The sequence below is a fragment of the Alkalibacterium pelagium genome, from assembly GCF_900109325.1.
Lineage (GTDB): Bacteria > Bacillota > Bacilli > Lactobacillales > Carnobacteriaceae_A > Alkalibacterium > Alkalibacterium pelagium.
Genome location: NZ_FNZU01000012.1, coordinates 70,380 through 95,004, shown reverse-complemented (window position 1 = coordinate 95,004; position 24,625 = coordinate 70,380). Strand labels below are relative to the sequence as shown.

The following is a 24,625-nucleotide window of genomic DNA, read 5'->3' as shown; positions in this document are numbered from 1 at the left end:
AGTGTAGCGATCACATGTCGCTTCTAAACTTTCTGGGGTGTTTAGGTAATGCTCAACTGCTTGTCTCTTTAGTTTGTCTGAATAGGTATTCCACTCTATGGATTCTTTTAATCCTTCAATCCCTTTAGCTCGATAACTGCGAAGCCATCCTTTAATAGTCGAAGAATCTATTCCTTCCCTTTTGGCCAAAGAGTAAATAGATTCTCTTTCATTAATTACTTTTTCAACGATTTCATATCGTTCGTTTATACTGTGTGTTGTCGTTCGTTTAGACATAAAAATACTCCCCTTAATGTGTCAGAGAATTTTTATTATTTCTCTGTCTACTATAAGGGGAGCATATCACTGTTTGATCAGTCTCAGGGGCTTTCTTTCATAAAATGTTCAGTTTAAACCTTTACAGACTTTAAAGATGGATCCGAGACTCTCTCTTCTTGCTTCGGACCTTTAGATCCAAGTAGACGGAGACCATTAAGAATAACGAGTATTGTTGACCCTTCATGGAATAATACCGCTAGTGGAAGTCCTAATACGCCAAAGAGGTTCAAGACGATCAAGGTCACGATCACGCTGATCGAGAAAATCACATTCTGCAAAATGATTTTGTTCAGTTTCTTACTCAACTTGTAACTGTAGAACAGTTTCGACAAGTCATTTTTAACGACAACGACATCGGATGATTCCATCGCCACAGAGGAACCGCTGCCCATCGCGATCCCGATATCTGCATTTGCCAGAGCTGGCGCATCATTGATCCCGTCACCGATCATGCCGACCACTTCTTCCTTATCCTGACTCTCCCTGACATAGGCGATCTTGTCTTCCGGCAACATGGACGCTTTATAGTCATCGACACCGACGACCTCTGCTACCGTCTCTGTCACTTCTTCGTTATCACCCGTTAATAACGTGACTTTAATGCCTTCTTTCTGGAAGTTAGCCACGGCATCTGCCGACTGTCTGCGAATCTGGTCACTGAGTGAAAAGTAACCAACGACCTCCTCTTCTTTTGCTGCGAGAATGATCGTGTTGCCTTTTTGGAAGTACTGCTTGAAGCGATCGTAGTTTTTGAATGTACTGAAGGCTGAAGGTTTTCCCACCCTTACTGTGCCTTTCTTGATACCGGAACCGGCTATTTCATTAACAGGTTCATTATGATCGACTGAACTCAGATCCGTCTCTTTAAACGCCGTCACGATAGCTCGAGCGATCGGATGACTCGACTGCTGTTCCATATAGATCACTTCTTTCAATACATCATCGGGAGCACTGTATTCATCGACCTTGAATTCACCATAAGTCAGCGTGCCTGTCTTGTCTGTGTATAAGATATCCATCGTGCTCAAAGCTTCCATTGCAGCCCCCCCTTTGAATAAAATCCCGTTTTTTGCTCCATTACTGATCGCACTCAACGTTGCTGGCGTGGCCGAAGCGACTAAGGCACAGGGACTGGCGACTGTTAGAAAGACCATACCGCGATAAAAGGCTTCTTCGAATGGCAGATCCATCAATGCATACATCACAACGATGAAAATCGGCACGATAACTAGTACAGAAATAACATACTTGCTCTCTATCCGGTCAATGAATTTAGAGATGCGTGAAGGACGGCTCTGCGCTTCTTCGACCATCCGAATGATATTGGAGAAGACTGTTTCATCGCTGGATTTGGTTACATCGATATAAAAAACGTCGCCTTCATTGATCGTTCCTGCGAACACTTCATCTTCGGCCTCTTTCACGACAGGAACCGATTCGCCAGTGAGAGCTGATTCATTGACGATCGATTTGCGGTCAATGATTCCGTCGATCGGGATCTGTTCCCCTTTAGAAACGACGACCCTTTCCCCTACATTCAGGTCTTCAGTAGGAACGGTTACCACTTCACCATTTTCTTTCAAGACTTGAGCTGTTTCAGGTACCTGAGCCATCAATTCCGAGATCGATGAGGTCGATTTGTTGTTCGCATAATCTTCTAGTACTTCAGCTGCGGCAAAAATTAGTAGTAAGGCTGCTCCTTCTGATTCAAAATCAATGATCACAGCACCAAGTGCAGCGAGGATCATAAGTAGATCCACGTTGGGCGACTTGTCGCGCACTGTTTCTACGATCGCATTTTTGGACGCATAAAAGCCTAAGAAAAATATAGCAGCATAGAAAAGCCAGCGACTGTACTCACTATTCATCGTTCCAAATATAAAGCCAGCTGCGGCAAACAAAATACCGATAGCTAAAAACTGGCCCTGCCTACTCTTTATTAAATAACTGATCATGTTATTCCCTTCTTTCATCATTATTTTTATTCTATCACATATCACAGACAACTGGCTTAAAGAGCGGTCTCCCTCCTTTTCCACTTATTTTTCTGTATTAAAAAAGGGCATACCCGTAGAACAGAATTAACTGTCCCACAGATATGCCCTTAGAATACATAGTCTGCTGCCGCAAATAATTGCAGCCCGGCTGCATGAACCTCGTGTTACGTTCACCGCCTGTTCAGATCACAATGATTAGCTCAAACGCCTCTAATCAAAGCTTTCATATTAAGTTGTCGTCTTTTACCAACTTGTCTTGTGAAGTTAGTTTCATAATAGCACATCAAATTTAATCGGTCAAGCCTTTACTTACATTTTATCAGTATAATAAAGTTAAGCTTCGATCAGAATAAAATCTGAATGATTTCGATTGCAAAAGGCGCCAGAATAACGATGATTATCCCCGTCAAAATGATCGACAAGCCGGACATCGCTGCTTGGACATCCCCCATCTCGATGGCTTTAGCCGTCCCCATGGCATGTGAACTGGATCCCAGAGCAACACCCTGAGCGACTGGATCTGTTATTTTTAATAGGGCGAAAATCGGCGGTCCGACGATCGTTCCCAAGACACCTGTAAAGACCACGATCGCTACAGTCAGCGATACGATACCACCAAGTGATTCGGATACCCCTAAAGCGATCGCTGTGGTGACGGATTTAGGGAACAGCGTGGCGACCATGTCCGGACTGAACTGGAACAGGACACTCACGATGAGCAGGATGATCGTCTGGAAGATAACGCCCAGTGCGATTCCTGACAAAATCGCTGGGTAGTACTTTTTGAGATAATCAAAATTCTTTTCCAGTTTTATTGCTAAAGCCACAGTGGCTGGGGTGATCCATAAGTTTATGAACCGTCCGCCCACGTTAAAGGACTCATAAGGAATATCTGTGATCAACAGCAGCAGGATGATACTGATGATTGCAAAGACGAGCGGTGTGAACAGTGGATTCGGCCAGCGCTTATGCAGCAAGCCTCCGATCAGGAAAAAGGAAAAGGATAGAACGATCCCGAAAAACGGGTTTTCTGCGAAGGTCGAAAGCATTCTACATCAGCTCCTTGCTTTTTTTAGAAGAGGTATCTGCTCGTCTTTTCATGAACTGAACGACCAGGCCGACAAAACCAAGCATCAGTGTGGTCGTAATAATGATCGTTAAAAGTAGCTGCCACCAGACGTCTCCAAGGATTCCAAAATTGGTCATCAAACCGACCCCTGCCGGCACAAAGAAGATCGCCATATTATCGGTGAGCCAGTTCCCCACCTCTTCCACCTGATTAAGTTTCAGCCACTTGAAGTGCAAGGCAATAAACAAGAGGACCATCCCCATCACACTCCCCGGAATCGCGACCGGACTTCAGTGATAAAAATTCACCAATGAACGAAAATAATAATATCCAGAAAAGCTGTTTAAGTTGTTTCATACGCATTTCCTCCCAAGGCATGTTCCACTCTGTTTTAAACGAAATCCGGACGGTTTGAAAGTCTTTCACTAATAAATACGGTATGGAGAAAAGTTCCGCTTCTTTATTTGTCTACAAGGTTCTTAATATAGATTTAGAAAGCTTATACGGAGATATTAAATAGCAGTTCTTAATACTCCGCCAGAATCCTGAACAACTCATACTTTTCGTTGAAACATGTGCCAACTGCCTAACGGCAGCTTAAATTTACTTTTTCATTTTCACCTGTTAAGTGATGAAAAAAGAACCCCATTCTGATATAAACTGGACCCTATAGAATAGACACGGATAAAAAACCCTTATTCGTTCTCTATTTTATAGGGTTCTTTATTGTATAATGAACCCAACTATATGAGTTCAAAGGAGAGCGTTGACATGGGAAGAAATTATTTTACAGAGGAAGAGCGAAGAGAACTTGAAGAAAATCCTTTTGTAGAGAAAGCATCAACTAAAGCAGTAACTTACTCAGAGGCATTCAAAGACCATTTCGCTAAAGAAAAAGCTCTCGGAAAAGGACCTACGCAAATTTTTAGAGACGCAGACTTTGATGTGATAGCGTTAGGCAAAGACCGTATAAAGACTTTTTCCAGACGAATTAAAAATATGAGCCATCGCCCAGAAGGATTTATGGATTTACGTAGTGAATCCAGTGGAAGACCCCGTACTAAAGAAAGAACTCAAGAAGAAGAAATCGCACACTTGAAACATAAAGTCGCCCTTCAAAAACAACAGATAGATGCCCTAAAAAAAACAAATTTGATCCATCGGAAGGCCAAGAGGGCTTCACACAAGAAAAATTCCAACTCATTAAAGACCTAACAAAACGAGATCATAATTTGTTAAATATATCATGGCTATGTGAGATTGCTTTAGTTTCACGTTCGGGGTATTACAACTGGTTGAAATCTGAAGAGAGTCGAAAGAAAAAAGAAGAACAAGATCAGCACGATTTTAATTTGATACTTGAAGCCTATACACATCGCGGCTATGATAAAGGATCCAGAGGGATCCATATGCGACTGTTACACATGGAGATACTCATGAACCGGAAGAAAATCCAGCGCTTAATGAGAAAGTTTGGACTGTTCTGCCCTATAAGAAAACCGAATCCGTATAAGCGCATGGCAAAAGTACGCCAGGAACATGCGTTAAAACCTAATCTCGTTAACAGAGAATTTAGAGCCTACGGTCCACGAACGATCCTCTTAACAGATATCACCTATCTCTTTTACGGGCGAGGAAGGAAAGCTTATTTATCTGCCGTGATTGATGCATTCACGAACCAGGTCTTAGCGTATCAATTAAGTGAATCCTTAAGTATTGATTTTGTTTTAGAGATGATTGAAGACCTTTTGATCAACCATGACATTTCAAAACAACAGAAAACCCTGATCCATTCCGACCAGGGCATTCACTATACAAGTATAAAATTTCAAAAATTACTCGCGGATAAAGAACTGCGTCAATCTATGTCACGAAGAGGAAACTGTTGGGATAACGCTCCCCAAGAATCCTTCTTTGGACACATGAAAGACGAAATAGCTTATCTTGGTGATGTTGAGGCGTTCTCAGACCTTCACCCCATTATTGATGACTATATGGATTATCATAATACAGAACGCTATCAGTGGAAACTGGCGAAATTATCTCCTAATCAATATTATGATTATTTTAAAACGGGTGTGTATCCCCTGAGTCATTTGGTGAAAACGCCTGATTTTCCTGAGATTCAAGTACCGATAGAATATCCTCATTAAAGCGATCAAAATATTTTTCCTCTAATTGTGTCCATTTTTCGGGTTTGAAAACAGCAGGATAATAAAAATCTAAATCCAGTTTTGCATGAACATAGAGGTCGTATTCCATTTCGATAGCTGGATATTTTAAAATCCATTTCAACCGATCAATCAAATAATCTTCGGAATACATTTGATCAGTCACCTGGCGAAAGGAGTGGAAGTACACCCTCTGTTCGCTTTCAGTCAATGTTTCAAAATAACGTAACATCCAGTTTGGATAAACGCGTTCTGTATGCATGTCTCTAAAGATTGAGAAACCAAGGGTTTCTAGGCTATTAAAATCCTTCTTATTCATTTTTTTGTTGGATAATCCCCACCCAAAATCTAAGTATTGATCCAGGCTTAAACGTATTATCGCTCCTCCTATGACGTTATCATAGAAGGAGCGATAATAAATTATAAGGGGTTTTTATCAAACTGTCCTTGACATGGGGTCCAGTTTAATGCTGTTTTGGGGTTCTTTATTAGTGAGTAAACTTTCTTTTAAAATTTCTCTATATTAAAAGCTTGTATCCATATATCTAAAAGTTCAGATATGTTTTCATAACCATTGTGTTTAGATATTTTTTCTAACATTTTATATGTTCTTGGACTCAAACTGAATGTATACTCCTTATTTGAGTTCTTATGTTTAAATTTGAATTTAGCTCAATCAGTAACCTTTCATAGTCTTCAAAATTGTGTCCTTCATTTAAACTCTTCATTCCTCTAATCTCACTATCCTCATAAATACTACTACTAAAGGGTAGTAAATCACTTGCATATTGAAGTGTGTTTTCATTTGCAACCTCACTAGATTTATTATTATCATGAGTAAATAGTGTTCCTAAAATTTTAAAATGATAGCCGGCACTGAGAGTTTTTTCATTTAAGAATTTCGCATATTTTATTGTACTCAAAAGCTCTAGGTACGATGGTTTACTGTTTATAATCACTACATCGGAAGCAGATAATGCATTATCTAAAATTAACCCCATATCAGTGCTGGTTTCCTAAACACTTCTCTTTACTATCAATCCGTTGTGTTTTGTACCTATTTTCAGTAATCTATTACAGAACAAATCCGAGTGTTTTTCGTATTAACTGTAAATGAGTCATATGAATTTCTCATGGTTTGTTTGGTAACTAAATAATAGGCGTTCATTGATCTTTTTTCATTTCAAAAGCAAAAATGGTGTCAATTAATCAAATTTAGCCCATCAATACCATCTATTATAGAAACAATTTGACAAACAAAAAAGGAACACGCAACTGTACTTTGTAAATTCGCAGTTACTTGTTCCTTTTCATCTATATTGTATTAGTCTTCCTCTTCATCGTGGTAATCATCATCTTCTAGGGCTTCTTTTCCTATAAAGGCTTGCAACATCCAGATTTTTGTATCTAAGTCATCTTTAAATTCAATTAGCGTATCCTCAAAGACAACATTCTCTTCTTCTTGCGCCAAGTGAATGGCACGAATCGTTAATTCACGAGTTTCTCTGAAATCATCGATGATATTGTCAACCATTTCTTCAGCTTTTATATATTTATCTGCTGGATCTTCTGATAGCATAGAATACTCGACAAGCTCTTTGGTTGTAGAAGCTGGTTTATATCCTGAAGCTAGCAGTTGTTCAGCTAAACGGTCAAACCATTTTTCATTATCATCATATAGTTTCTCAAATTTTTCATGTAAAGTAAAGAAGTGAGGTCCCTTTACATACCAATGATACTGATGTAACTTCACATGTAGTGTGTGAATATTCCCTAAAAGATGGTCTGTAATGGCTGCTGCATTTATTTTCGTATGATGCACATGATCTTTATATTCTTGTTCTTCTTTTAATCTTTCTTGTGGTGTTTTTTCTGACATGATTCATTCCTCCATTATTTTTTTGATTTTTTTAGTAAACCTACGCGGTTTTTACACGCGATCTTTTTACGCCATAACCTAAGTCTTGGATAGCTTTTTCTATGTCTTCAATTGATACAGTGTCGTCGAAGTTTACTTTTACACGGCTTGCATTGAACATCACTTTCAAGCTGTCTTTATCCACACCGTTTAAGTTACCAACACCATTTTCGATTTTTTGTAGACATGATGGACAAGTTAACGTTTCTAATTGAATATTTGCTTTTTGCATGATACATTCTCCTTTGAATTTTTATTTTTTATTTATTCATTCGATTTACCTTATTGACATCTATAGTATATCAGCTATTCAAGCTTTTAATCTTGATCTACATCAATTTAACGAGGTATTTTGTATTTCAATATTTTCATTTCTTGCCTCTTATGCATCTATTCTAATCGAAGACTAGATAGATTGAATTGATGTAGATCAAGAATTAGTATTAATCTCCTAATTGTTTCTGAAATTTGTTCGACTATATTATATTGGAAATTCTACCGTAATCTATTTAGTTTTTATTGTATTTTTTATGCATAAACCTCTTTTGCGTTCGCCGTTTCTACATCAGTTCCTTTGAGTCTGTAGCGCAATAGTCTCATACCGTTTAAGATAACGACTAAGATACTTCCTTCGTGTACTAACATACCGATTGACATGTTCATCCAGTCTGAGAAGAAAACGGCTGCTAGAAGAACAAGTACAGTACCTACTGCAATGACAATATTTTGTTTCATATTATTGGCGGTTGCTTTAGTTAAGCCTAAAGCGTGAGGCAAGCGGCTCATATTTGAGTTCATTAAAACGACATCAGAAGTTTCAATAGCGACGTCTGTTCCGCTACCCATTGCGATTCCAATATCCGCAAGGGCTAATGAAGGACTATCGTTTACTCCATCACCAACGAATGCGACAATTTGACCCTGAGCTTGGAGTTCTTTAAGGTAGTCTGCCTTATCTTCTGGCAGTAAGTTTCCATGGGCTTCTGTTAATCCTAATTCTTCAGCGACTAAATCAACAGTACCTTGGTTATCTCCTGATAGTACGATTAAGTTCTTAACACCTAAAGCTTTCATCGCTTGTAAATCTTGTTTAATCCCTGGGCGAATTTGGTCACGAATCCCCATTAGAGCTTTCAACTCACCATCGACTGCTGTAATAACTAATGAGTTTCCACGTTTTTCGTAGACTTCAAAATCTTCACGAGCTTCTTTTGTTAATTGGATATTTTCTTTTTCCATTAAAGCTACGTTTCCTATTGCAACGCGGTGGCCATCGACTTCTGCGACGATTCCTCCACCTTTTACAACGTTTGTTTCATCTACTGGATACATTTCAATATCGCCTAACTGTGAAAGAACCGCTTTTGCGAGTGGGTGATCCGATTCATTCTCGACACTTGCCAGATAGCTTAGTGCTTGATCTGCATCCCCATAGGTTTTAAATTCGGCAACTTCTGGGTTACCTACAGTTAGAGTTCCTGTTTTATCAAATAGAATCGTATCAACTTTACTAAAGTCTTGAATTACTTCTGAACCTTTTAATAATACACCATTTTTTGCACCATTTCCGATACCAGCTACGTTAGAAACAGGTACTCCAATGACTAATGCACCTGGGCATCCGAGTACTAGTATTGTAATGGCCAACTCGACATTTTGACTAAAAATCCACACGATAAACGCTAAGACTAAGACGGTTGGTGTATACCACTGTGAGAACTGGTCAATAAAGCGTTCAGCTTCTGATTTTGAATCTTGAGCTTCTTCAACAAGCTCAATAATTTTACCGAAAGTTGTATCTTCTCCTACACGATCTGCACGAATTTGTAGGGTTCCATTTTCTAAAATTGTACCTGCGAAGACTTCTGAATCTGTTTCTTTTCGAACCGGATCCGCTTCACCAGTGATTGATGCTTCGTTAATGTGACCTTCACCAATAACAACCGTTCCATCAACTGGAACTTTTCCACCTGTACGGACTTGTAGGATATCGCCTTCGTCAACATCCCATACATCAACTTCTTCAAATTCACCATTTTCCATTTGTTTAAAAGCTACTTCTGGTGCCATTTCTGTCAATTCTTTAATCGCTGAACGAGTAGAGTTCAATGTGCGAGCCTCTAACCAGCTACCGAATAAGAATAAGAACGTTACGATAGCTGACTCTTCATAGTTTTGAATGAGGAAAGCACCGATTACTGCGATGGTTACTAACACATCAATTGAAATTACTTTTACCTTTAAAGCCCCAAAAGCTTGAATGGCGATTGGTGCCACCCCTAAAATAGATGCGATAATGAATGCGATATTAAAAACTTGTGTGTTTCCAAAACCAAAGTGTTCAATAAATCCTATAACGATTAAAATTCCTGAGATAAGTGTGATTTTATTTTTACTGCTTAATATTTTTTGCTGAAAACCCATTTCTTTCTCCTCCTAGTTTGTACTTGTTGACTACAGTATACCCTGCGCTTTTTCATTTAAAATTGACCCCAATCAACTTTCATCCGTTATTATATTTTATTTGCTGAATATCCAATCTCTTCAATCTTATGAAGAATTTCTTCTTCTGATATTTTATTGTCTTCAAATACTACTCTTGCTTTGCTTCTATCAAATAAAATTTTTATTTTTTCTATTCCCGTTAATTCATTTACACTATCTGTGATTTTTTGCATACAAGATGGACAGGTCAATTTTTCTAATTGAAACGTTATCGTCGTCATCTTCTCTCTCCTTCATCTTTTTTAAGTCATTACTCTGAAGTTTTTTGATTACACAGTTAGTATAAACCCAATGGTTCATTTATGAATTGATTTATATCAAGCTTTTTCATTCATTTAAACATTCGAATAAAAACCGCTATCCCTTAAGATAGCGATTCTATTTCTTTTATGCACCATGTTCATCTTGGAGAACATCAAGTTTTTGAATGACGGTATCTATACTATTGGGATCTAAATTCGAATCATCAAATTCTGCTCCATGTCCCTGTATCAGCATCTTTAATTTCGGCTGCAAGCCAGCAATATCATGCTCTACTTCTGGTATCTCACAGTTATGTGCGACTAACAGAGCGTCCGCTTTTTCATGAAAAGTATCTAAAGAGTCTAAAGCCATATCAGAATCATCAAATGTTACACCATGGTCTTCCAGTAAAAAATTTAATTTTCTATTTATGTCATTTGCTATATTTTTGTCCATTTCTATAAATCCTCCGCATTTGTATTTTTGTTACATCTACAGTCTACAAGAGATAACCGCTGTAATAATTGATGCGTATCAATAAACTGTGTTATTCTTAGAAATACTTTGAATGTATAGACACCGTTCTAAAACAAAATTTAAATTTGAATATAACTAAAGATACAATGGTTGAAAATTTAGATGTAAACGGATATACGTACTTTAGGATATTATCGTACAGCGGTGCTCGAAAATCAGAAATACTAGCTCTTAAATGGTCGGATATTGATTTTGATACATCTATACTCAACATTAGTAAAACACTTACTAGGGGCTTAAATAATAAGATTATCATGCAACCTACGAAGACGGTGAACGGTCGAAGAGTGATTGATATGGATTATGACTCTATGAAGCTTTTAAAGCTGTGGAAGATGTATCAGGCTCAATTCATGCTGAAACTTGGATTTAATACCAATACACCCGATCAGCATGTTTTTGCGAATACGAGAAATAACTTCTATTCGATTAATGTACCAAATGACCGTATGAGAAATGTACAAAAGCGTAATGGACTCAAACAAATTACAGTTCATGGGTTACGACACACGCATAGTAGTATCCTCTTCTCTATGGGAGCTTCAATAAAAGATGTTCAGGCTCGCCTAGGACACACAGATATCCAAACAACGATGAATATCTATGCTCACGTTAAAAAAGAAGAAAAGAAAGATACAGCAGATAAATTTGCGAAGTTTATGGAGAACTAATAATAATAGTTAAAAGAAAGCTCAATTATTGTTACGTGATTAAGTCTCCGATATTTTATATAAATATTAAGTAGTTCATAAAAAGGGAGAAGGGAATATAAAATGGCTAATCTAGGATTTACGTATCTATTCACAAATAATATGTGTGAGACGAAAAAATTTTATTCAGAAATATTAGCATTAGAGCTTATATGGGATGAAGAAGACGATATTGCTTTTAATATAAACAACCATCAGTTATCCATTCAATACCACAAAGACTTTAAGAAAGCTTCTCCTTTGTTTTCCATCCAACCTGGATGGAAAGGTGGGGTGGCACCTAGGACGAGTTGGTCAATAGCATTTGAATCGAATGAGTACAATCAAGTCATTGCTAGATTGCAAAAGGAAAGGGTCAAGACATACCATAGCGTGCCACAATGGGTTGGTTACTGGAGTTTTCCAGTCTTAGATCCAATGAATAATACGATTGAGATAACCTGTAGTGAATATGAGATTAATGGTTGACTTAATTCATCTGTATATAAAAATTATCACTAAAAATAAAACCATTACCCTTTTTCCAGTAGTAATGGTTTATAGCAGTTGAAAGAAAAGTTCAGAAATTAAAAAAGGCTTCCTACCAGCGTTTAGAAGCTGTTAGGAAACCTTAGTAAAGCTATAATGGAGTTGAAGGGGCTCATCCAAGCCCCTTCGCGTCAATGTTTATAGTTATATAGTAATGGTTTGTACTAAATTTTCACGCATACGCCTATGTTTTATGAAGTTAAAGTTATTCCCGACTTTTTTTATTTACTTTTTAAATCTTTGGTTTGAGAACGTTTACTTAAATCCATTATTGAAACTAAAACTTATCGTAGTATCTGAACAGAACATCGTTACTCCACTAATATCTGCCCCATCATTCCATTGTCTTCATGTTCCAAGATATGACAGTGCATCATAAAAATTCCTGGTTGAGAGAATTCAATTTCGATTTTGATAGCTTCGCCAGGCGGAACGAGGATAGTATCCTTCCACCCCGCTTCATAAGCTTCTGGAGGACTTCCGTTCCGAGAAAGTATACGAAATTGGACACCGTGGACATGAAATGGGTGGGGCATGTCCCCCATCATCATAGAGGTATTCGGCACTGCAATGTCCCAGACTTCCTTTTTACCTTGTTCAACGGTAAAGTCAATGCGTTCCAAATAAAATTTTCTTCCGTTTAATGTCACCTTGTGTCCCATTCCACTCATCTCAATTTGTCGATCTGGTAAGGAGTCAGCTTCCACTGGCGGTAAATCATTGAGTTTTTCTGGTAAAGGCTTAAGACTTCCTGACTTATCTCCTGTTATTTGAAGTGCTAGGATTTCTGTTGTCGAGATGTCAACAAGGGAAACTTCCTCTCCCACTTTATACTTACTCATGTCCACTACAATTTCTGCCCGTTCCCCCGGTGAGAGAGGGAACTCTTTTCTTTCTACAGGTGTTTCTAGGAAACCGCCATCTGTAGCGATCTGGTAAAAGAAAGATTCATCAGAAAGACGCAATTGATAGTTTCGAGCATTGGAACCATTGACGACACGCAAGCGAACCCATTCCTGTCCTACTTCGATATAGGGACGAATCGTCCCATTTACCAATGGGGTGTCTCCCGTGGTCCCATCAAAATTATAGACCGTATCATAATTAAACTGGTTATCCTCATCAAAAAATCGTTCTTGTAGAATGAGGGGAAAGTCATTGACTCCATACTCTTTCGGGAGATCCAAAGAGTCCGAATGCTCATCTTCCACAAAAATCAATCCAGAGAGACCATTATAGACCTGTTCAGCAGATTTTTGGTGTGCATGCGAATGGAACCAAAGGGTCGCCGCTTCCTGATCCACTGTAAAATCTACCTCTGCTCTACCTTCTGCTTCAATCGCATGGTGAGGGCCTCCATCTACATCAGAAGGGATCTTCAGTCCATGCCAGTGAAAAGTGGTCTCCTCTTCCAATTTATTTTGAAGATTGATATGAACCTGCTGACCTCTTCGCACTTGTAAAACAGGCCCCAAATAAGAACCATTATATCCGTACGTCTCTGTGAGTGGTCCTTCACGGAAGGAAGTCTGACCTTCATCGGCTACTACGGTATAGGAAACTTCCGTATCGGTCTCATAATCGCTCTTAAGGAGAGTGGGTAAGTGTAATTTGCTAGACGGCTGCTCGGGTGCCTTTAATTCTACTGTGTTTGTTTCCCTATTCATGCCGTTTCTGCCGCCCATCATATTTCCCATTGGATTGTCATTAAGGTCAAAAGAGGGACCGAAGTTAAGCGGGAAGAACATAAAAAAAAGAAAAACGAGCACAAGCAAGGCGATTCCCAAGAAAAACAATAATGGAGCCAAGCGTTTTTTATTCATATAAATTATCCTTCTCTCCACGAGAATTCTATTTTCATGGGTTCTGTCAGAAGGTTAAGACAATACTCTTTATACTTCTATCAACTTAAAAGTAACCCCTAACAGTCGTTTACAAGTGTAAATTATTTATCACATAGTTATTTTATACTCATCAGTAAGCAGCGTCAACCAAGAAATGAACTTATTCCAAGTTGGGTCAACAAATTAAAACAATCACCCAACTGTTATCTCCTCCTTAATCATAAAAAAATATGTTGCTTTCTGATTATCTAGACGCAATTAAACCTTCCGAATAATAAGGTTTTGTAGGATAGGCTCTCCGACGATAAATCCAGAGCACGATTGCGCTAATAAACAGCACGAGTGATAGCACTTGGGAAGCTCGCATAATATCCCCAATCCACAAACTATCGGTGCGCATGCCTTCTATAAAAAAACGTCCAAATGAATACCAGATGACATAACTAAGAGCAACTTCTCCTCGACGTAATAGGCCTTTCTGATTCCTTAGGATAATAAGAAGGATAAAACCTAATAAACTCCATAACGATTCATACAAAAATGTCGGGTGGTAATAGGTACCGTTGATGTTCATCTGTTCAATAATAAACTCTGGTAAATAAAGAGTTTCTAAAAATTGGCGACTCACTGCTCCACCGTGGGCCTCTTGATTGATGAAATTTCCCCAGCGACCAATCGATTGAGCTAGGAGGACACTAGGTGCAAGTATGTCTAGTAAAAGAGTTAGCGTCATTTTCTTTCTTCTTGCAAACCAGTATACTGCGAGACCACCCGCAATTAGCCCCCCATAAATGGCAATTCCACCATTCCAGATTGCGATGATTTCACTCGGATTCTGTATATAGTAGTCCCATTTGAATAAAACGTAATAAAGTCGGGCCCCGATAAAGCCAATTGGTATGGCCCATAATGCCATATCTACCATGGTATCTTTTTCAAGTCCCAGTTTTTGAGCTTCCTTTGTAGCTAATGAAATGCCGATCAGCATCGCTAGAGCAATAATAATTCCGTACCAATAAATTTTTATCGGGCCAATTGAAATAGCAACTGGATCGATTACACTAAGTAAAACATTCATTCTTCAATCTCCTTCATAGCTTACATTAGTTAATTGTTTTAAATCACATAATTTAAGTTCAATTTGTGTAGTTATTTGTTTACAGACAATAAACCCTCATTTATATTGTCAAACACATTGTCAAAATCCCCTTCACCATTGATAACGTAAAGCAGATTTCGCTCCTTGTAGAAGTGAATAAGTGATTCCATTAATTCCTTATTAATGTGTAGCCTATTTTCAATCACTTCTGGTTTGTCATCCAGTCGAATTTTTTCCCTTTTTGCTTCGATTTGGGAATTTCCTTGTTTTTCTTTTGAACGAAGATTCCCTCGTTGCGCTAACCGATGTCTTAACGTATCCTGACTTACATCTAAAAAGAAAACAGCGTCTAAATTCTGATTCTGACTTTGTAGGTAAGCTTCGAGCATTTTTGCTTGCTGTAGGGTACGTGGGTAACCATCCAGAACAAAGCCATTTTCAACATCTTTTTCTTGTAAGCGACTCTTAACCAATGAGTTTATCCACTCATCTGGAACTAGCTCTCCTTTATTCATATATTCTTGCACTCTGAGTCCGAATGTATCTTTCTCCTTGGCTGCTTCTCGTAACATTCCACCAGTTGAAATAGCCGTCAGGTGGTACTTCTCTGCGATTCTTTTAGCTTGAGTGCCTTTCCCAGCACCGGGTAACCCTAAAAGGACCAGCCTCATAATTTTTCCTCCTTATAAACTAAAAAAGGAAGAGATGGTTTTTTAAATTATTCCATTTCTTCCTTTCCTGTGAAACTATTGTATTTTTACACGATAAGGTCATTCAATTATTCGACATGTTAATCGACACTTGATTTAGGATCTAACCTTAGGAACATAGCGTTGATTGCGACAACAACTGTTGACACCGACATAAGAACTGCTCCAATCGCTGGACTTAATGTGATACCAATTGGTGCTAGTATTCCTGCAGCTATTGGGATCGCGAAAAAGTTATACCCTGCTCCCCAAACAAGATTTTCTTTCATCTTACGTGTGGTCTTCTGAGCCAACTCGATAAAGGATTCAATGTCGCCAGGGTCTGACTGTGTCAAGATGACATCGGCTGAATCCAATGCTACTTGAGTTCCGGCACCAACAGCTATACCAACGTCTGCTAATGCAAGAGAAGGTGCATCGTTGACCCCGTCACCGACCATGATAACTTTCTTTCCTTCTGCTTTAAGTTTTTCAACTAATTCATATTTGTCTTGAGGAGATTGACTAGCTAGATAATCAATACCTAAAATTTCTGCAGCTCCTTGAGCCGCTTTTTCATTGTCACCCGTTGCCATAATCGGCTGAATCTTGTTCTTTTTAAGGGCTTGTATTAAGTCTTTACTTGTTGGTTTTAATTCATCCCCTAAAGCTACAGCACCGATTGCTTCGTCGTTTTCTACTAAGACACTGAGGGTTGCTCCTTTTGGAATATCCATATCCAGATTACGTCCATATGCTTTTTGACTGATTAATTGATAACGATGTCCGTTAGCTTGACCTTCTACACCAGCGCCAGAAATAACATCAATCGAATCAAAACTTACTGGACGTATCCCTTGCTGTTCTGCGTAACTAATAATTGACTGAGCGATAGGGTGACTAGATCCGCCTTCGATACCTGCCAATAAGGCAACAATTTCATCTTTCGTATATTTATCATTAAAGAGTTCAACATCTGATACTTTAAACTCGCCAGTTGTTAAAGTTCCCGTTTTATCTAAAACCATAACATCTGCTTTTGTAGTCAACTCTAAAGCGTCCCGGTCTTTCACTAATAATCCCCGACTGGCCCCTAAGCTGGTACTACGAGCAGTCACCAATGGAATAGCCAGACCCAGGGCATGCGGACAAGCAATAACTAATGTGGTGACTGTAAAAATAACTGCCGTTGGTACATCAGCTATAACCATCCATAGGACAAGGGCAATAAGCGCTACAATAACCGCAATATAAAAGAGCCATGCTGCAACTTTGTGTGCAAGATTTTCTGCTCGAGATGGTTGGCTTTGAGCTTGACTGATTAATGCCTGAACCTGAGAAATGAAGGACTTATCGCCCGTCTGCTTTATTTCCACATAGAGGACTCCGGCACCATTGGTTGATCCACCGATGACCTCATCTCCGGGATTTTTTTCAATTGGTTTCGATTCCCCAGTCACAAGCGCTTCGTTTACACGTGATTCGCCGCGCTGAATGGTTCCATCTGCTGGAACATTTTCTCCAGCCTGAACACGAATCAAATCGCCTACTTGCAAGTCAGCAACTGGACGTGTTTCAATTGAATCGTCTTCCAATACAACGTGAGCATCTTTCGGTACCAATTCAGCTAATGCTTTTTGTGCATCTCCGGCTTCTCCAACAGCTTTCATCTCAATCCAGTGACCTAACAACATGATTAATACTAATGAAGAAAATTCAAAGAAAAAGTCCATCACATGTTCACCAGTCACATATCCAGCAATGACTGCATAAACACTGTAAAAGTAGGAAACCGAGATACCAAGAGTGACAAGAGCCATCATTCCAGGATTTTTTTCTTTAAACTCATCCACTGCTCCCATATAGAAAGGTTTACCGCCATAAATGTACAAAATCGTAGAGAGAAGAGCCACCAATATATCAGAATACTGAAATGTAAACTGAAATGGTAGTTGGACCCCAAACATAGGGGATAATAACATAATAATGATTCCTAATGGGAGTGACTTCAAGAAAATCTCCTTAAAGCTACCGTGATGGTGGTGGGCATGCCCTCCCATTGCGCCATGATCCATTTCACTGTGATCCATTTCACTGTGATCCATCTTGCTGTGATCCATCGTACTATGGTCCATCTTGCTATGTTTCATTTTATTGTCCGCGGTATGTTTATGCGACGAATGATTGCTGTGTTTATTACCCATATACGCTCCTCCTAAATTTCTAAAAAAGACCTCACTTTTTCTTCTTGATATAAAAATGTGAGGTCCGTCTTATGAATATACGTGTGACATTTGCACTAATTATAGTTCGTTTCTATTTCACTAAAGAATATTTCGTACCGGCTAGCGCAGCATTGAGTGTTTCGGTATCAATCTCTGTTTGACTTTCAAGTACTGCTTTTTTAGTCGCTAAATCAACCTCTACAGATTCAACCCCTTCAATAGCTGAAAATTTTTCTTGCACTGTATTGGCACAACCTGCACATTTTACGCCATCTAATAAGACTTCTTTTTTCATCATTCATTCTCCTTTTTCTTTTAATTTTTTTATCTTCTTCAAATCGAAGAAGGTCAAAAATAAATCCAATAAATAATTAACCGGCCGGAAAGTCAAAGTGGATTTCTCTACAACAGTGACAGTGAGCCGCTTCAATGATTCCCTTTAACAACAGAGGCACGTCCATCAGCGAAGAAAGGAAACTTTTTCGCGTGACATTCTTACTTATATGGACGAAAATCATTTTTTTGTGTATTCCGCTAAATATTTCTTCAACGGTCGATTTGGCCATAAACTCCTCTTCTATTGCTTCGGCGCACTTAACACAACCAATCCCTTCAATAATCAACCCCGGTCTCATCTTTGTCCTCCTTTAACATTTGTTTCACTTAACAGGCGAAGGTTTGAATCGTCTTAACCGTAAAGCATTGAGCAAGACCGACACCGAACTGAAACTCATTGCGACTGCCGCAAACATCGGGCTCATCAGCGGGCCGCCGAAAATATACAAGAGACCCATTGCAACTGGAATACCTACAACGTTGTAAGCAAAAGCCCAGAACAAGTTTTGTTTAATGTTTCGTAGTGTTGTACGACTTAAATCAATCGCAGTCAATACAGCTGTTAAATCATTACGCATGAGGACAATATTAGCTGATTCAATCGCCACGTCCGTACCTGATCCAACTGCAATTCCGATATCCGCTTGAGCCAATGCTGGTGCATCATTAATGCCGTCCCCAACCATTGCGACCTTTTTGCCTGATTCTTGTAGTTTTTTGACTTCCTCTGCTTTATCTTCAGGTAATACTTCACTTAATACGCGGTCAATACCCACTTGCTTAGCTATCGCTTTGGCTGTACGTTTGTTATCTCCAGTAATCATAATGACTTCGATGTTACGTTTTTTAAGTTCTTTAACAGCCTTCATACTATTTTCTTTTAATGTATCCGCTACTGCGACAATTCCAGCCAATTCTCCGTCTATAGAGAGATACATCGGTGTTTTTCCTTCGTCTGCTAAGCGATCGGATTCTTTTTCCATGCTTGATAAATCAATATTCTGCTCTACCATCAGCTTGCGGTTTCCAATGTACATATTTTTGCCATCAATTTCTACTTTAATACCGTGTCCAGGAATGGCTTCAAAATGATCCGGCTTAGTTAATGACATATTCTCTTCTTTTGATTTTTGTACAATGGCTTCGCCTAATGGGTGTTCAGATCCGGTTTCACCAGAAGCTGCATAATATAAAAGCTCTTCTTCAGTAATCAAAGGAGTCACTAAAATATCCGTCACGATAGGTTTACCTTCTGTCAGGGTTCCTGTTTTATCAAATACAATCGTCTCTAGATTATGAGTGGTTTCTAGCGCCTCACCATTTTTTATCAAGACACCATGTTCTGCTCCTTTTCCTGTTCCAACCATAATACTTGTTGGAGTCGCCAAACCTAAGGCACATGGACAAGCAATGACAAGGGTTGTAATGATAACGGATAAAGCGAATATACCTGTTTGACCTGCAATTAACCAAGCAACTCCTGCTAAAATGGCTAATCCGATAACAATCGGTACGAAATATCCTGTAATGATATCGGCCATTCGAGCAATGGGTGCTTTAGACCCTTGTGCATCTTCTACCATTTTTATAATTTGGGATAGGGTTGTATCGCTTCCCACTCGAGTGGCGCGGTATTCAATGGAACCATTTTTATTGATACTCGCCCCAATAACCTCGTCTCCATCTTGCTTTTCAACAGGAATACTTTCTCCTGTCAGCATCGATTCATCAACTGTAGTACGTCCTTCAACAACAACACCGTCTACAGGCATTCTTTCTCCCGGACGAACTCTAATGATATCTCCTAGAGCGACAGCTTCCACAGCAATTTCCTGTTCTTCACCATTACGTATCACTCGAGCTGTTTTAGGAGCCAAGCTAACTAATTTCTCAATAGCTGAGGACATTTGCCCTTTTGATCGCTCTTCAAAAAATAGTCCTAAAGTATGGAGCGCCAAGATAACACCGGTCACTTCATAATAAAGTAACTCTGAAAAATTACCATAACCTAAGCCAGTTCCGATTGTAGCCACAAGACTATAGACGAACGCGGCAGCCGTACCAAGCGCAATCAGAGAATCCATATTGGGGTGGCCTTTAAACAAGCTTTTAAATCCTTTCTGAAAATATTCCCCGCTCACTACCATAATCGGCACTGTCAAAATAGTTTGTAAAAGAGACATATTTAATGGATTTGTCATTGGGTCAATGATATTTGGTAGTGGCATGCCTACCATATGACCCATGGATATAATCAATAAAGGAACCGTAAATATAATTGATACCCAAAAGCGATTTAAAAGTTGCTTTCTTCTTTTTTCTTTTTTCTCACGTTTCTCCGCTCTTGAATTTTCTTGACTCTCCGTTGTTTCTAACACTGCTGTGTAACCACTGTTGGATACAGCTCCAGTAAGGTCAGCTACTGATAGTGCTGAAGAGTTATAAGAAACTTGCATTTTTTCTGTCGCTAGATTGACTGATGCTCTGTCTACACCCGACAACTTTGCGACGGCTTTTTCAATTGTCTGTGCACAGGATGCGCAGGTCATACCTTCAATTGCAAAGGTTTGCGTCGTTCCTTCTTGGGCAATCAGTTCATACCCTGAATTATCCACTGCTTTTTGTAGATTTTCTACCGAAAAAGTTGGTTCATTGTATTCTATACTCAACTTTTCTGTTGCTAGGTTTACGGAAGCCTTTGTGACCCCACGCACCTTTTTTGCTGCTTTTTCTACTGTCTGCGCACAAGATGCACAGGTCATACCTTCTATGGCAAATGATTTATTCTCCAATTTTTTTGCTCCTTATTCTCCATGATGATGTAAATGGCAATCGCATTGCCCTTCTGCACACTGACAATCAACTTCTTCTACTGCGAAAGCTTTTTTCATCTCTAATATTTCTTCTAGCCGTTGGATATCATCGAAGCTTAAAGTATGATCCTTAATGATACTCTCTATTACATTCCCGACATTCTTCCGACAAATACGATCGAAAATATCGTTTGTAAAACTTATTACCGCTTCTTTCTCTTCGATATTTGCCGAATAAATATATTTTCTACCTTCTTGCTCTGTATTCAGTGCGCCTTTTTCCACGAGTCGACCTAAGAGCGTTTTGGTTGTCGCTTGTTTCCAGTCCATTTTCTCTTCCAATGTAGAAATGACTTCTTTACTAGTCACTCGGATATTCGCCCAGACTACACGCATAACTTCCCATTCAGCATCTGTGATATGAGGGTTAACTACTATTGTACTCATTCTCTTTCCCTCCTTATTGTTTACATGCGTAAACGTAAATGTTTGAGATAAGTTTACTATTGTAAACCATTCTTGTCAAGTCTTTTTTAAATAAATGTAACCAGCTTGTGATTAATAAATGTAACCAGCTATTATTGCCTTTGTTTTCCTATCTTTACCCAATACTAATTATAAGGTTACCATTGATTTACTTTTATTGATTTTATTACCACTCTCCTTTTCTTTTTTATAATCACACTCAGTAATCCTTTTTCGTCTAGTCCGTCTCCCTAAAAGGATATTTAAGGCTATACAGACGACAAAAAAGGCCAGAAGCTCTGATTAATCAGCACTTCTGACCTAAATTCTATTATGGAGTTGAGGGGGCTCATATAAACCCTCTCACACCAACGTTTATAGTTATATAGTAATGGTTTTGGTAATGGTTTGCACTAAATTTTCACGCATACGCCTATGTTTTATGGATATTTTTCGTTTTAACTCTTCGCATAATAAAAGATTTTTTTATTCTGTAATCGACTATGGTTACTATTTCCCAAGACCTGCATTCTTTAATGTATCAAAATTGATACCTCTATTCCTGCAACAATCCGCCAGCTCACCATTTATTGCAACTGCTGGAACTGTTTCTATTCCATATTCCTCTGCTTTTGTCTCACATTCCTTAGTTTCACATTTCTTGTTTAAGTCATATACTGTTATCTCACAATTTGGGCATGCCTGTTCTTTTACATGTTGAACGGCATGTTCACATAAATAACACCCTGCAGTAAATATTTCTATCCTTCTTTTATTCATGACTATCTCCTCCTGTTAAACTGGTAATGATTGGACATCTGCCATCAGAACTTCTTGATCCTGAGCATTGGACAGTTAAATCTTGCAAAGTTTTTTTAATTTTTTCTAAATCTTTTATCTGCGCTTCAATCTCATCAATTTTTTGGACAGAGTATTGAAGTACTTCTTCAGAATTAACTTGTGTCTTGTCATCGGAAATGGAAATGAGTTGTTTAATTTCATTGAGAGTAAATCCTAACTCCTGCGAACGTTTGATAAACTTAATACGATCTACATCTTCTAAAGAAAAAATTCGGTAGCCAGCTCTTGTTCTAGGTGGTTCTGGAATGAGTTGCCGTTTCTCATAGTACCTTACTGTTTCGATATTGACATTGGACTTTTCAGCGACTTCACTTATTTTTAATCCTGTCATGCTTTCACCTTCTATTCTAATTATCCTCCCTGTACTTAGGTACAAAGTCAAGATTATTTTAACATGTAAAAATAATCTTAGTTACCTACAGCCATTTTAATAAATCTTTTTCTTCCCCAATATCCCATAATCAATATACTGATCAATATACCGATAATACTAATGAACAATGACATATGAGGAAGTTGTGGAGTTAAAATTGCTCGTAATGCCTCATTCACGTAGACTAATGGATTTAAAAGGACAAGTACTTGAATAATGGGTGTCACATGTAAGGTATTCCATGAAAAGAATACAGATCCAAGAAACACTAATGGAATTAAAAATCCAGGAAACATGGCAGCAACTTGACTCGGTTTGATAATCGTTCCAACGAGTAAACCGAGCGTCGCAGAAGAAATTGATGCTAACAATATAACCACAAGTAGCAGCCCCCCCCCCTGTAAAGTAAGTGTTAAATCTAAAGAATTTCCCATGAAAATTAAGGAAAGTGGTAAGACAATGAGTCCACCAATCCATGCCTCAATGATTCCTACACACATTTTCGCTAAGGCAACTACACCTACATTCACTGGAGCCATCAACCGATCTTCTATTTCTCTTGAAACATTAAAATCCATCGTTAGTGGAATAGCGGTTCCGTGGATTCCGGTTACTAAAATACTCATTCCAACGATTCCAGGAAACATTTGATTTGGAAATTCATTAGATACAAGTCCAATTCTTGGCAGAATATACCCATACAACAAGATAAGCATAAAGGGCAGCATCGCTACACGAAAAACAAATTCCCACTTATCCCGAAGTTGGACAAGCAAATCCCGCTTCACCATTGCCTTGAATGCTCCCCAAGAATTTTTTGTCTGTGTATTATGCTGTTCTGTCATCTTTTATACCTCCTTTACTTGTTAAATGGATAAAGACATCATCTAATGTACTTTTACTTAAACTAATTGTTTCCAATGAGGTGTCTAATGTTCTGATCCATTCCATGATTTGATTGAAGTCAGGGTGTGCACTTTTTACATATAGTAGCAATTCTTCTTCTTTTACAACGACATTTTCGACTTCTGGTAATCGTTCTGCTTGTTGAGCAAATTCAGGAGAAAAATCAGAAAACGTTATGGATATAATATTATTTGCTGGAATTAATTCTTTCAACTCTTCCGTTGTTCCAATGGCTTGTATTTTTCCTTTATCTACAATAGCAATTCGATCGCATAATTGTTCTGGCTCTTCCATATAATGGGTTGTCAGAAAGATAGTAGTACCTGCTTTATTTAATGCTAGTATTTGCTCCCACAAAATAGCTCGATAAGCTGGATCCAATCCTGTGGTAGGTTCGTCTAGAAACAAGATTTCCGGTTGGTGCACCATTGCGCGTGCAATTTTTAGCCGCTGGGCCATTCCACCAGAATAACTTCGAACAAAATCATGCTGTCGGTCTTTCAGCCCAAACTTTTCTAGATACTCATCTGCGCGTTGGTTAGCGGTAGAGTCGTCTAATCCAAAATATTTAGCATGGTAGGTAAGATTTTCTCGAGCGGTTAGACCTTTATCAAGATTATTATGCTGAGCGACGACACCAATCTTTTGTCTTGCCCACTCCGGGTTTTCTAAAATTGGTCTATCATTAATCAAAATCTCCCCAGAAGTTGGCTGCTTTTGGGTTGTCAACATACTAATCATCGTACTCTTTCCCGCTCCATTAGGACCTAAAAAACCAAAAATTTCTCCTTGTTTCACCTCTAAGTCGATTCCTTTCACAGCTTCAATTTTTCGGTTTTTAGAAATGAAAAAATCTTTTGTTACATTACTTGTCTGAAGAATGTTCTTTGTCACTTTACTTCCACCTCTCTTTTTTCTTCCCCTTTATAATACAGTCTGGAGTTAGGTACAGAGTCAAGGGTTAATACTTTTTCATAACTTCTTAATCAGATCCTAAAATATAACTTCTTACTCAGAG

Annotated in this window: 27 protein-coding genes and 1 riboswitch; of the genes, 4 read left to right on the top strand and 23 right to left on the bottom strand. The window is 38.6% G+C overall.

The window, feature by feature from the left end; genetic code table 11:
* The 4 genes from BMX79_RS09960 to BMX79_RS09945 form a co-directional block, all read right to left on the bottom strand.
* Positions 1-276 (bottom strand): helix-turn-helix domain-containing protein (locus tag BMX79_RS09960; RefSeq protein ID WP_143059439.1); only part of this gene is annotated, 276 nt, incomplete at its 3' end.
* A gap of 113 nt (positions 277-389) precedes the next feature.
* Positions 390-2,273: a cation-translocating P-type ATPase gene (locus tag BMX79_RS09955; RefSeq protein WP_091482221.1), complete on the bottom strand. Its 1,884-nt coding sequence runs from the start codon at positions 2,271-2,273 to the stop codon at positions 390-392.
* A gap of 128 nt (positions 2,274-2,401) precedes the next feature.
* A riboswitch (NiCo riboswitch) is annotated at positions 2,402-2,510 on the bottom strand.
* 149 nt (positions 2,511-2,659) lie between these two features.
* Complete coding sequence (locus BMX79_RS09950) at positions 2,660-3,364, bottom strand: LrgB family protein (protein WP_091482219.1); 705 nt, start codon at positions 3,362-3,364, stop codon at positions 2,660-2,662.
* 1 nt (position 3,365) lies between these two features.
* Complete coding sequence (locus BMX79_RS09945) at positions 3,366-3,641, bottom strand: CidA/LrgA family protein (RefSeq protein ID WP_246117683.1); 276 nt, start codon at positions 3,639-3,641, stop codon at positions 3,366-3,368.
* Positions 3,642-4,155: 514 nt separating this feature from the next.
* Between BMX79_RS09945 and BMX79_RS09940 the strand changes: the two genes are divergently transcribed.
* Positions 4,156-4,599, top strand: coding sequence for an HTH domain-containing protein (locus BMX79_RS09940; protein ID WP_091482217.1), 444 nt, complete (start codon positions 4,156-4,158; stop codon positions 4,597-4,599).
* 17 nt (positions 4,600-4,616) lie between these two features.
* Positions 4,617-5,537 carry an IS3 family transposase gene (locus BMX79_RS09935; protein WP_091482215.1) on the top strand — a complete coding sequence of 307 codons (921 nt, stop codon included), beginning with the start codon at positions 4,617-4,619 and terminating at the stop codon, positions 5,535-5,537.
* Here BMX79_RS09935 and BMX79_RS12470 read toward each other — a convergent pair.
* From BMX79_RS12470 to BMX79_RS09905, 7 genes are all read right to left on the bottom strand, one after another.
* Positions 5,452-5,874: a hypothetical protein gene (locus tag BMX79_RS12470; protein ID WP_143059437.1), complete on the bottom strand. Its 423-nt coding sequence runs from the start codon at positions 5,872-5,874 to the stop codon at positions 5,452-5,454. The two genes, BMX79_RS09935 and BMX79_RS12470, sit on opposite strands and share 86 nt — an antisense overlap.
* 298 nt (positions 5,875-6,172) lie before the next feature.
* The gene (locus tag BMX79_RS09930) at positions 6,173-6,556 is read right to left on the bottom strand and encodes a P-loop NTPase family protein (protein ID WP_091482213.1); all 384 of its coding nucleotides are present in this window, start codon (positions 6,554-6,556) and stop codon (positions 6,173-6,175) included.
* A gap of 323 nt (positions 6,557-6,879) precedes the next feature.
* On the bottom strand, positions 6,880-7,434 hold the full coding sequence (locus tag BMX79_RS09925; protein ID WP_091482211.1) for a Dps family protein: 555 nt from the start codon (positions 7,432-7,434) through the stop codon (positions 6,880-6,882).
* Positions 7,435-7,474: 40 nt separating this feature from the next.
* Positions 7,475-7,705: a heavy-metal-associated domain-containing protein gene (locus BMX79_RS09920; RefSeq protein ID WP_091482209.1), complete on the bottom strand. Its 231-nt coding sequence runs from the start codon at positions 7,703-7,705 to the stop codon at positions 7,475-7,477.
* A 296-nt stretch (positions 7,706-8,001) separates the two neighbouring features.
* A complete protein-coding gene (locus tag BMX79_RS09915) occupies positions 8,002-9,897 on the bottom strand; it encodes a heavy metal translocating P-type ATPase (RefSeq protein WP_091482207.1) in 1,896 nt (631 codons plus the stop codon).
* Between the two features lie 89 nt (positions 9,898-9,986).
* A complete protein-coding gene (locus BMX79_RS09910; RefSeq protein ID WP_091482205.1) occupies positions 9,987-10,199 on the bottom strand; it encodes a heavy-metal-associated domain-containing protein in 213 nt (70 codons plus the stop codon).
* 166 nt (positions 10,200-10,365) lie between these two features.
* A complete protein-coding gene (locus BMX79_RS09905; RefSeq protein WP_091482203.1) occupies positions 10,366-10,677 on the bottom strand; it encodes a hypothetical protein in 312 nt (103 codons plus the stop codon).
* 167 nt (positions 10,678-10,844) lie between these two features.
* Here BMX79_RS09905 and BMX79_RS09900 point away from each other — a divergent pair, with 167 nt between their 5' ends.
* Together BMX79_RS09900 and BMX79_RS09895 are read left to right on the top strand one after the other, a co-directional pair.
* Complete coding sequence (locus BMX79_RS09900; protein ID WP_091482201.1) at positions 10,845-11,429, top strand: site-specific integrase; 585 nt, start codon at positions 10,845-10,847, stop codon at positions 11,427-11,429.
* 102 nt (positions 11,430-11,531) lie between these two features.
* Positions 11,532-11,936, top strand: a complete 405-nt coding sequence (locus tag BMX79_RS09895; protein WP_091482199.1) for a VOC family protein — start codon at positions 11,532-11,534, stop codon at positions 11,934-11,936.
* Between the two features lie 371 nt (positions 11,937-12,307).
* On the opposite strand, the gene BMX79_RS09890 is transcribed toward BMX79_RS09895, so the two are convergent.
* The 12 genes from BMX79_RS09890 to BMX79_RS09835 all read right to left on the bottom strand — a co-directional run bounded on the left by BMX79_RS09890 (position 12,308) and on the right by BMX79_RS09835 (position 24,501).
* The gene (locus BMX79_RS09890) at positions 12,308-13,819 is read right to left on the bottom strand and encodes a multicopper oxidase family protein (RefSeq protein ID WP_246117681.1); all 1,512 of its coding nucleotides are present in this window, start codon (positions 13,817-13,819) and stop codon (positions 12,308-12,310) included.
* Positions 13,820-14,084: 265 nt separating this feature from the next.
* Complete coding sequence (gene lgt / locus BMX79_RS09885) at positions 14,085-14,918, bottom strand: prolipoprotein diacylglyceryl transferase (RefSeq protein ID WP_091482197.1); 834 nt, start codon at positions 14,916-14,918, stop codon at positions 14,085-14,087.
* 71 nt (positions 14,919-14,989) lie between these two features.
* Entirely contained in the window at positions 14,990-15,610 is a 621-nt protein-coding gene (locus BMX79_RS09880) for an adenylate kinase (protein WP_091482195.1), read from the bottom strand.
* A gap of 119 nt (positions 15,611-15,729) precedes the next feature.
* Entirely contained in the window at positions 15,730-17,832 is a 2,103-nt protein-coding gene (locus BMX79_RS09875; RefSeq protein WP_091482193.1) for a heavy metal translocating P-type ATPase, read from the bottom strand.
* 112 nt (positions 17,833-17,944) lie between these two features.
* Complete coding sequence (gene tcrZ, locus BMX79_RS09870) at positions 17,945-18,148, bottom strand: copper chaperone TcrZ (RefSeq protein ID WP_091482191.1); 204 nt, start codon at positions 18,146-18,148, stop codon at positions 17,945-17,947.
* A 76-nt stretch (positions 18,149-18,224) separates the two neighbouring features.
* A complete protein-coding gene (locus BMX79_RS09865) occupies positions 18,225-18,488 on the bottom strand; it encodes a hypothetical protein (protein WP_091482189.1) in 264 nt (87 codons plus the stop codon).
* A 24-nt stretch (positions 18,489-18,512) separates the two neighbouring features.
* Positions 18,513-20,981 carry a heavy metal translocating P-type ATPase gene (locus BMX79_RS09860; protein ID WP_091482185.1) on the bottom strand — a complete coding sequence of 823 codons (2,469 nt, stop codon included), beginning with the start codon at positions 20,979-20,981 and terminating at the stop codon, positions 18,513-18,515.
* Positions 20,982-20,993: 12 nt separating this feature from the next.
* Positions 20,994-21,449 carry a CopY/TcrY family copper transport repressor gene (locus tag BMX79_RS09855; protein WP_091482183.1) on the bottom strand — a complete coding sequence of 152 codons (456 nt, stop codon included), beginning with the start codon at positions 21,447-21,449 and terminating at the stop codon, positions 20,994-20,996.
* 528 nt (positions 21,450-21,977) lie between these two features.
* Complete coding sequence (locus tag BMX79_RS09850) at positions 21,978-22,247, bottom strand: thioredoxin family protein (RefSeq protein ID WP_091482181.1); 270 nt, start codon at positions 22,245-22,247, stop codon at positions 21,978-21,980.
* A complete protein-coding gene (locus BMX79_RS09845; RefSeq protein WP_091482179.1) occupies positions 22,240-22,659 on the bottom strand; it encodes a MerR family transcriptional regulator in 420 nt (139 codons plus the stop codon). Before BMX79_RS09845 ends, BMX79_RS09850 begins: the two co-directional genes overlap by 8 nt.
* Before the next feature lie 77 nt (positions 22,660-22,736).
* On the bottom strand, positions 22,737-23,546 hold the full coding sequence (locus tag BMX79_RS09840) for an ABC transporter permease (RefSeq protein WP_091482178.1): 810 nt from the start codon (positions 23,544-23,546) through the stop codon (positions 22,737-22,739).
* Positions 23,530-24,501 carry an ABC transporter ATP-binding protein gene (locus BMX79_RS09835; protein WP_091482176.1) on the bottom strand — a complete coding sequence of 324 codons (972 nt, stop codon included), beginning with the start codon at positions 24,499-24,501 and terminating at the stop codon, positions 23,530-23,532. The genes BMX79_RS09840 and BMX79_RS09835 overlap by 17 nt, the downstream gene beginning before the upstream one ends.
* Between the last annotated feature and the right edge of the window lie 124 nt (positions 24,502-24,625).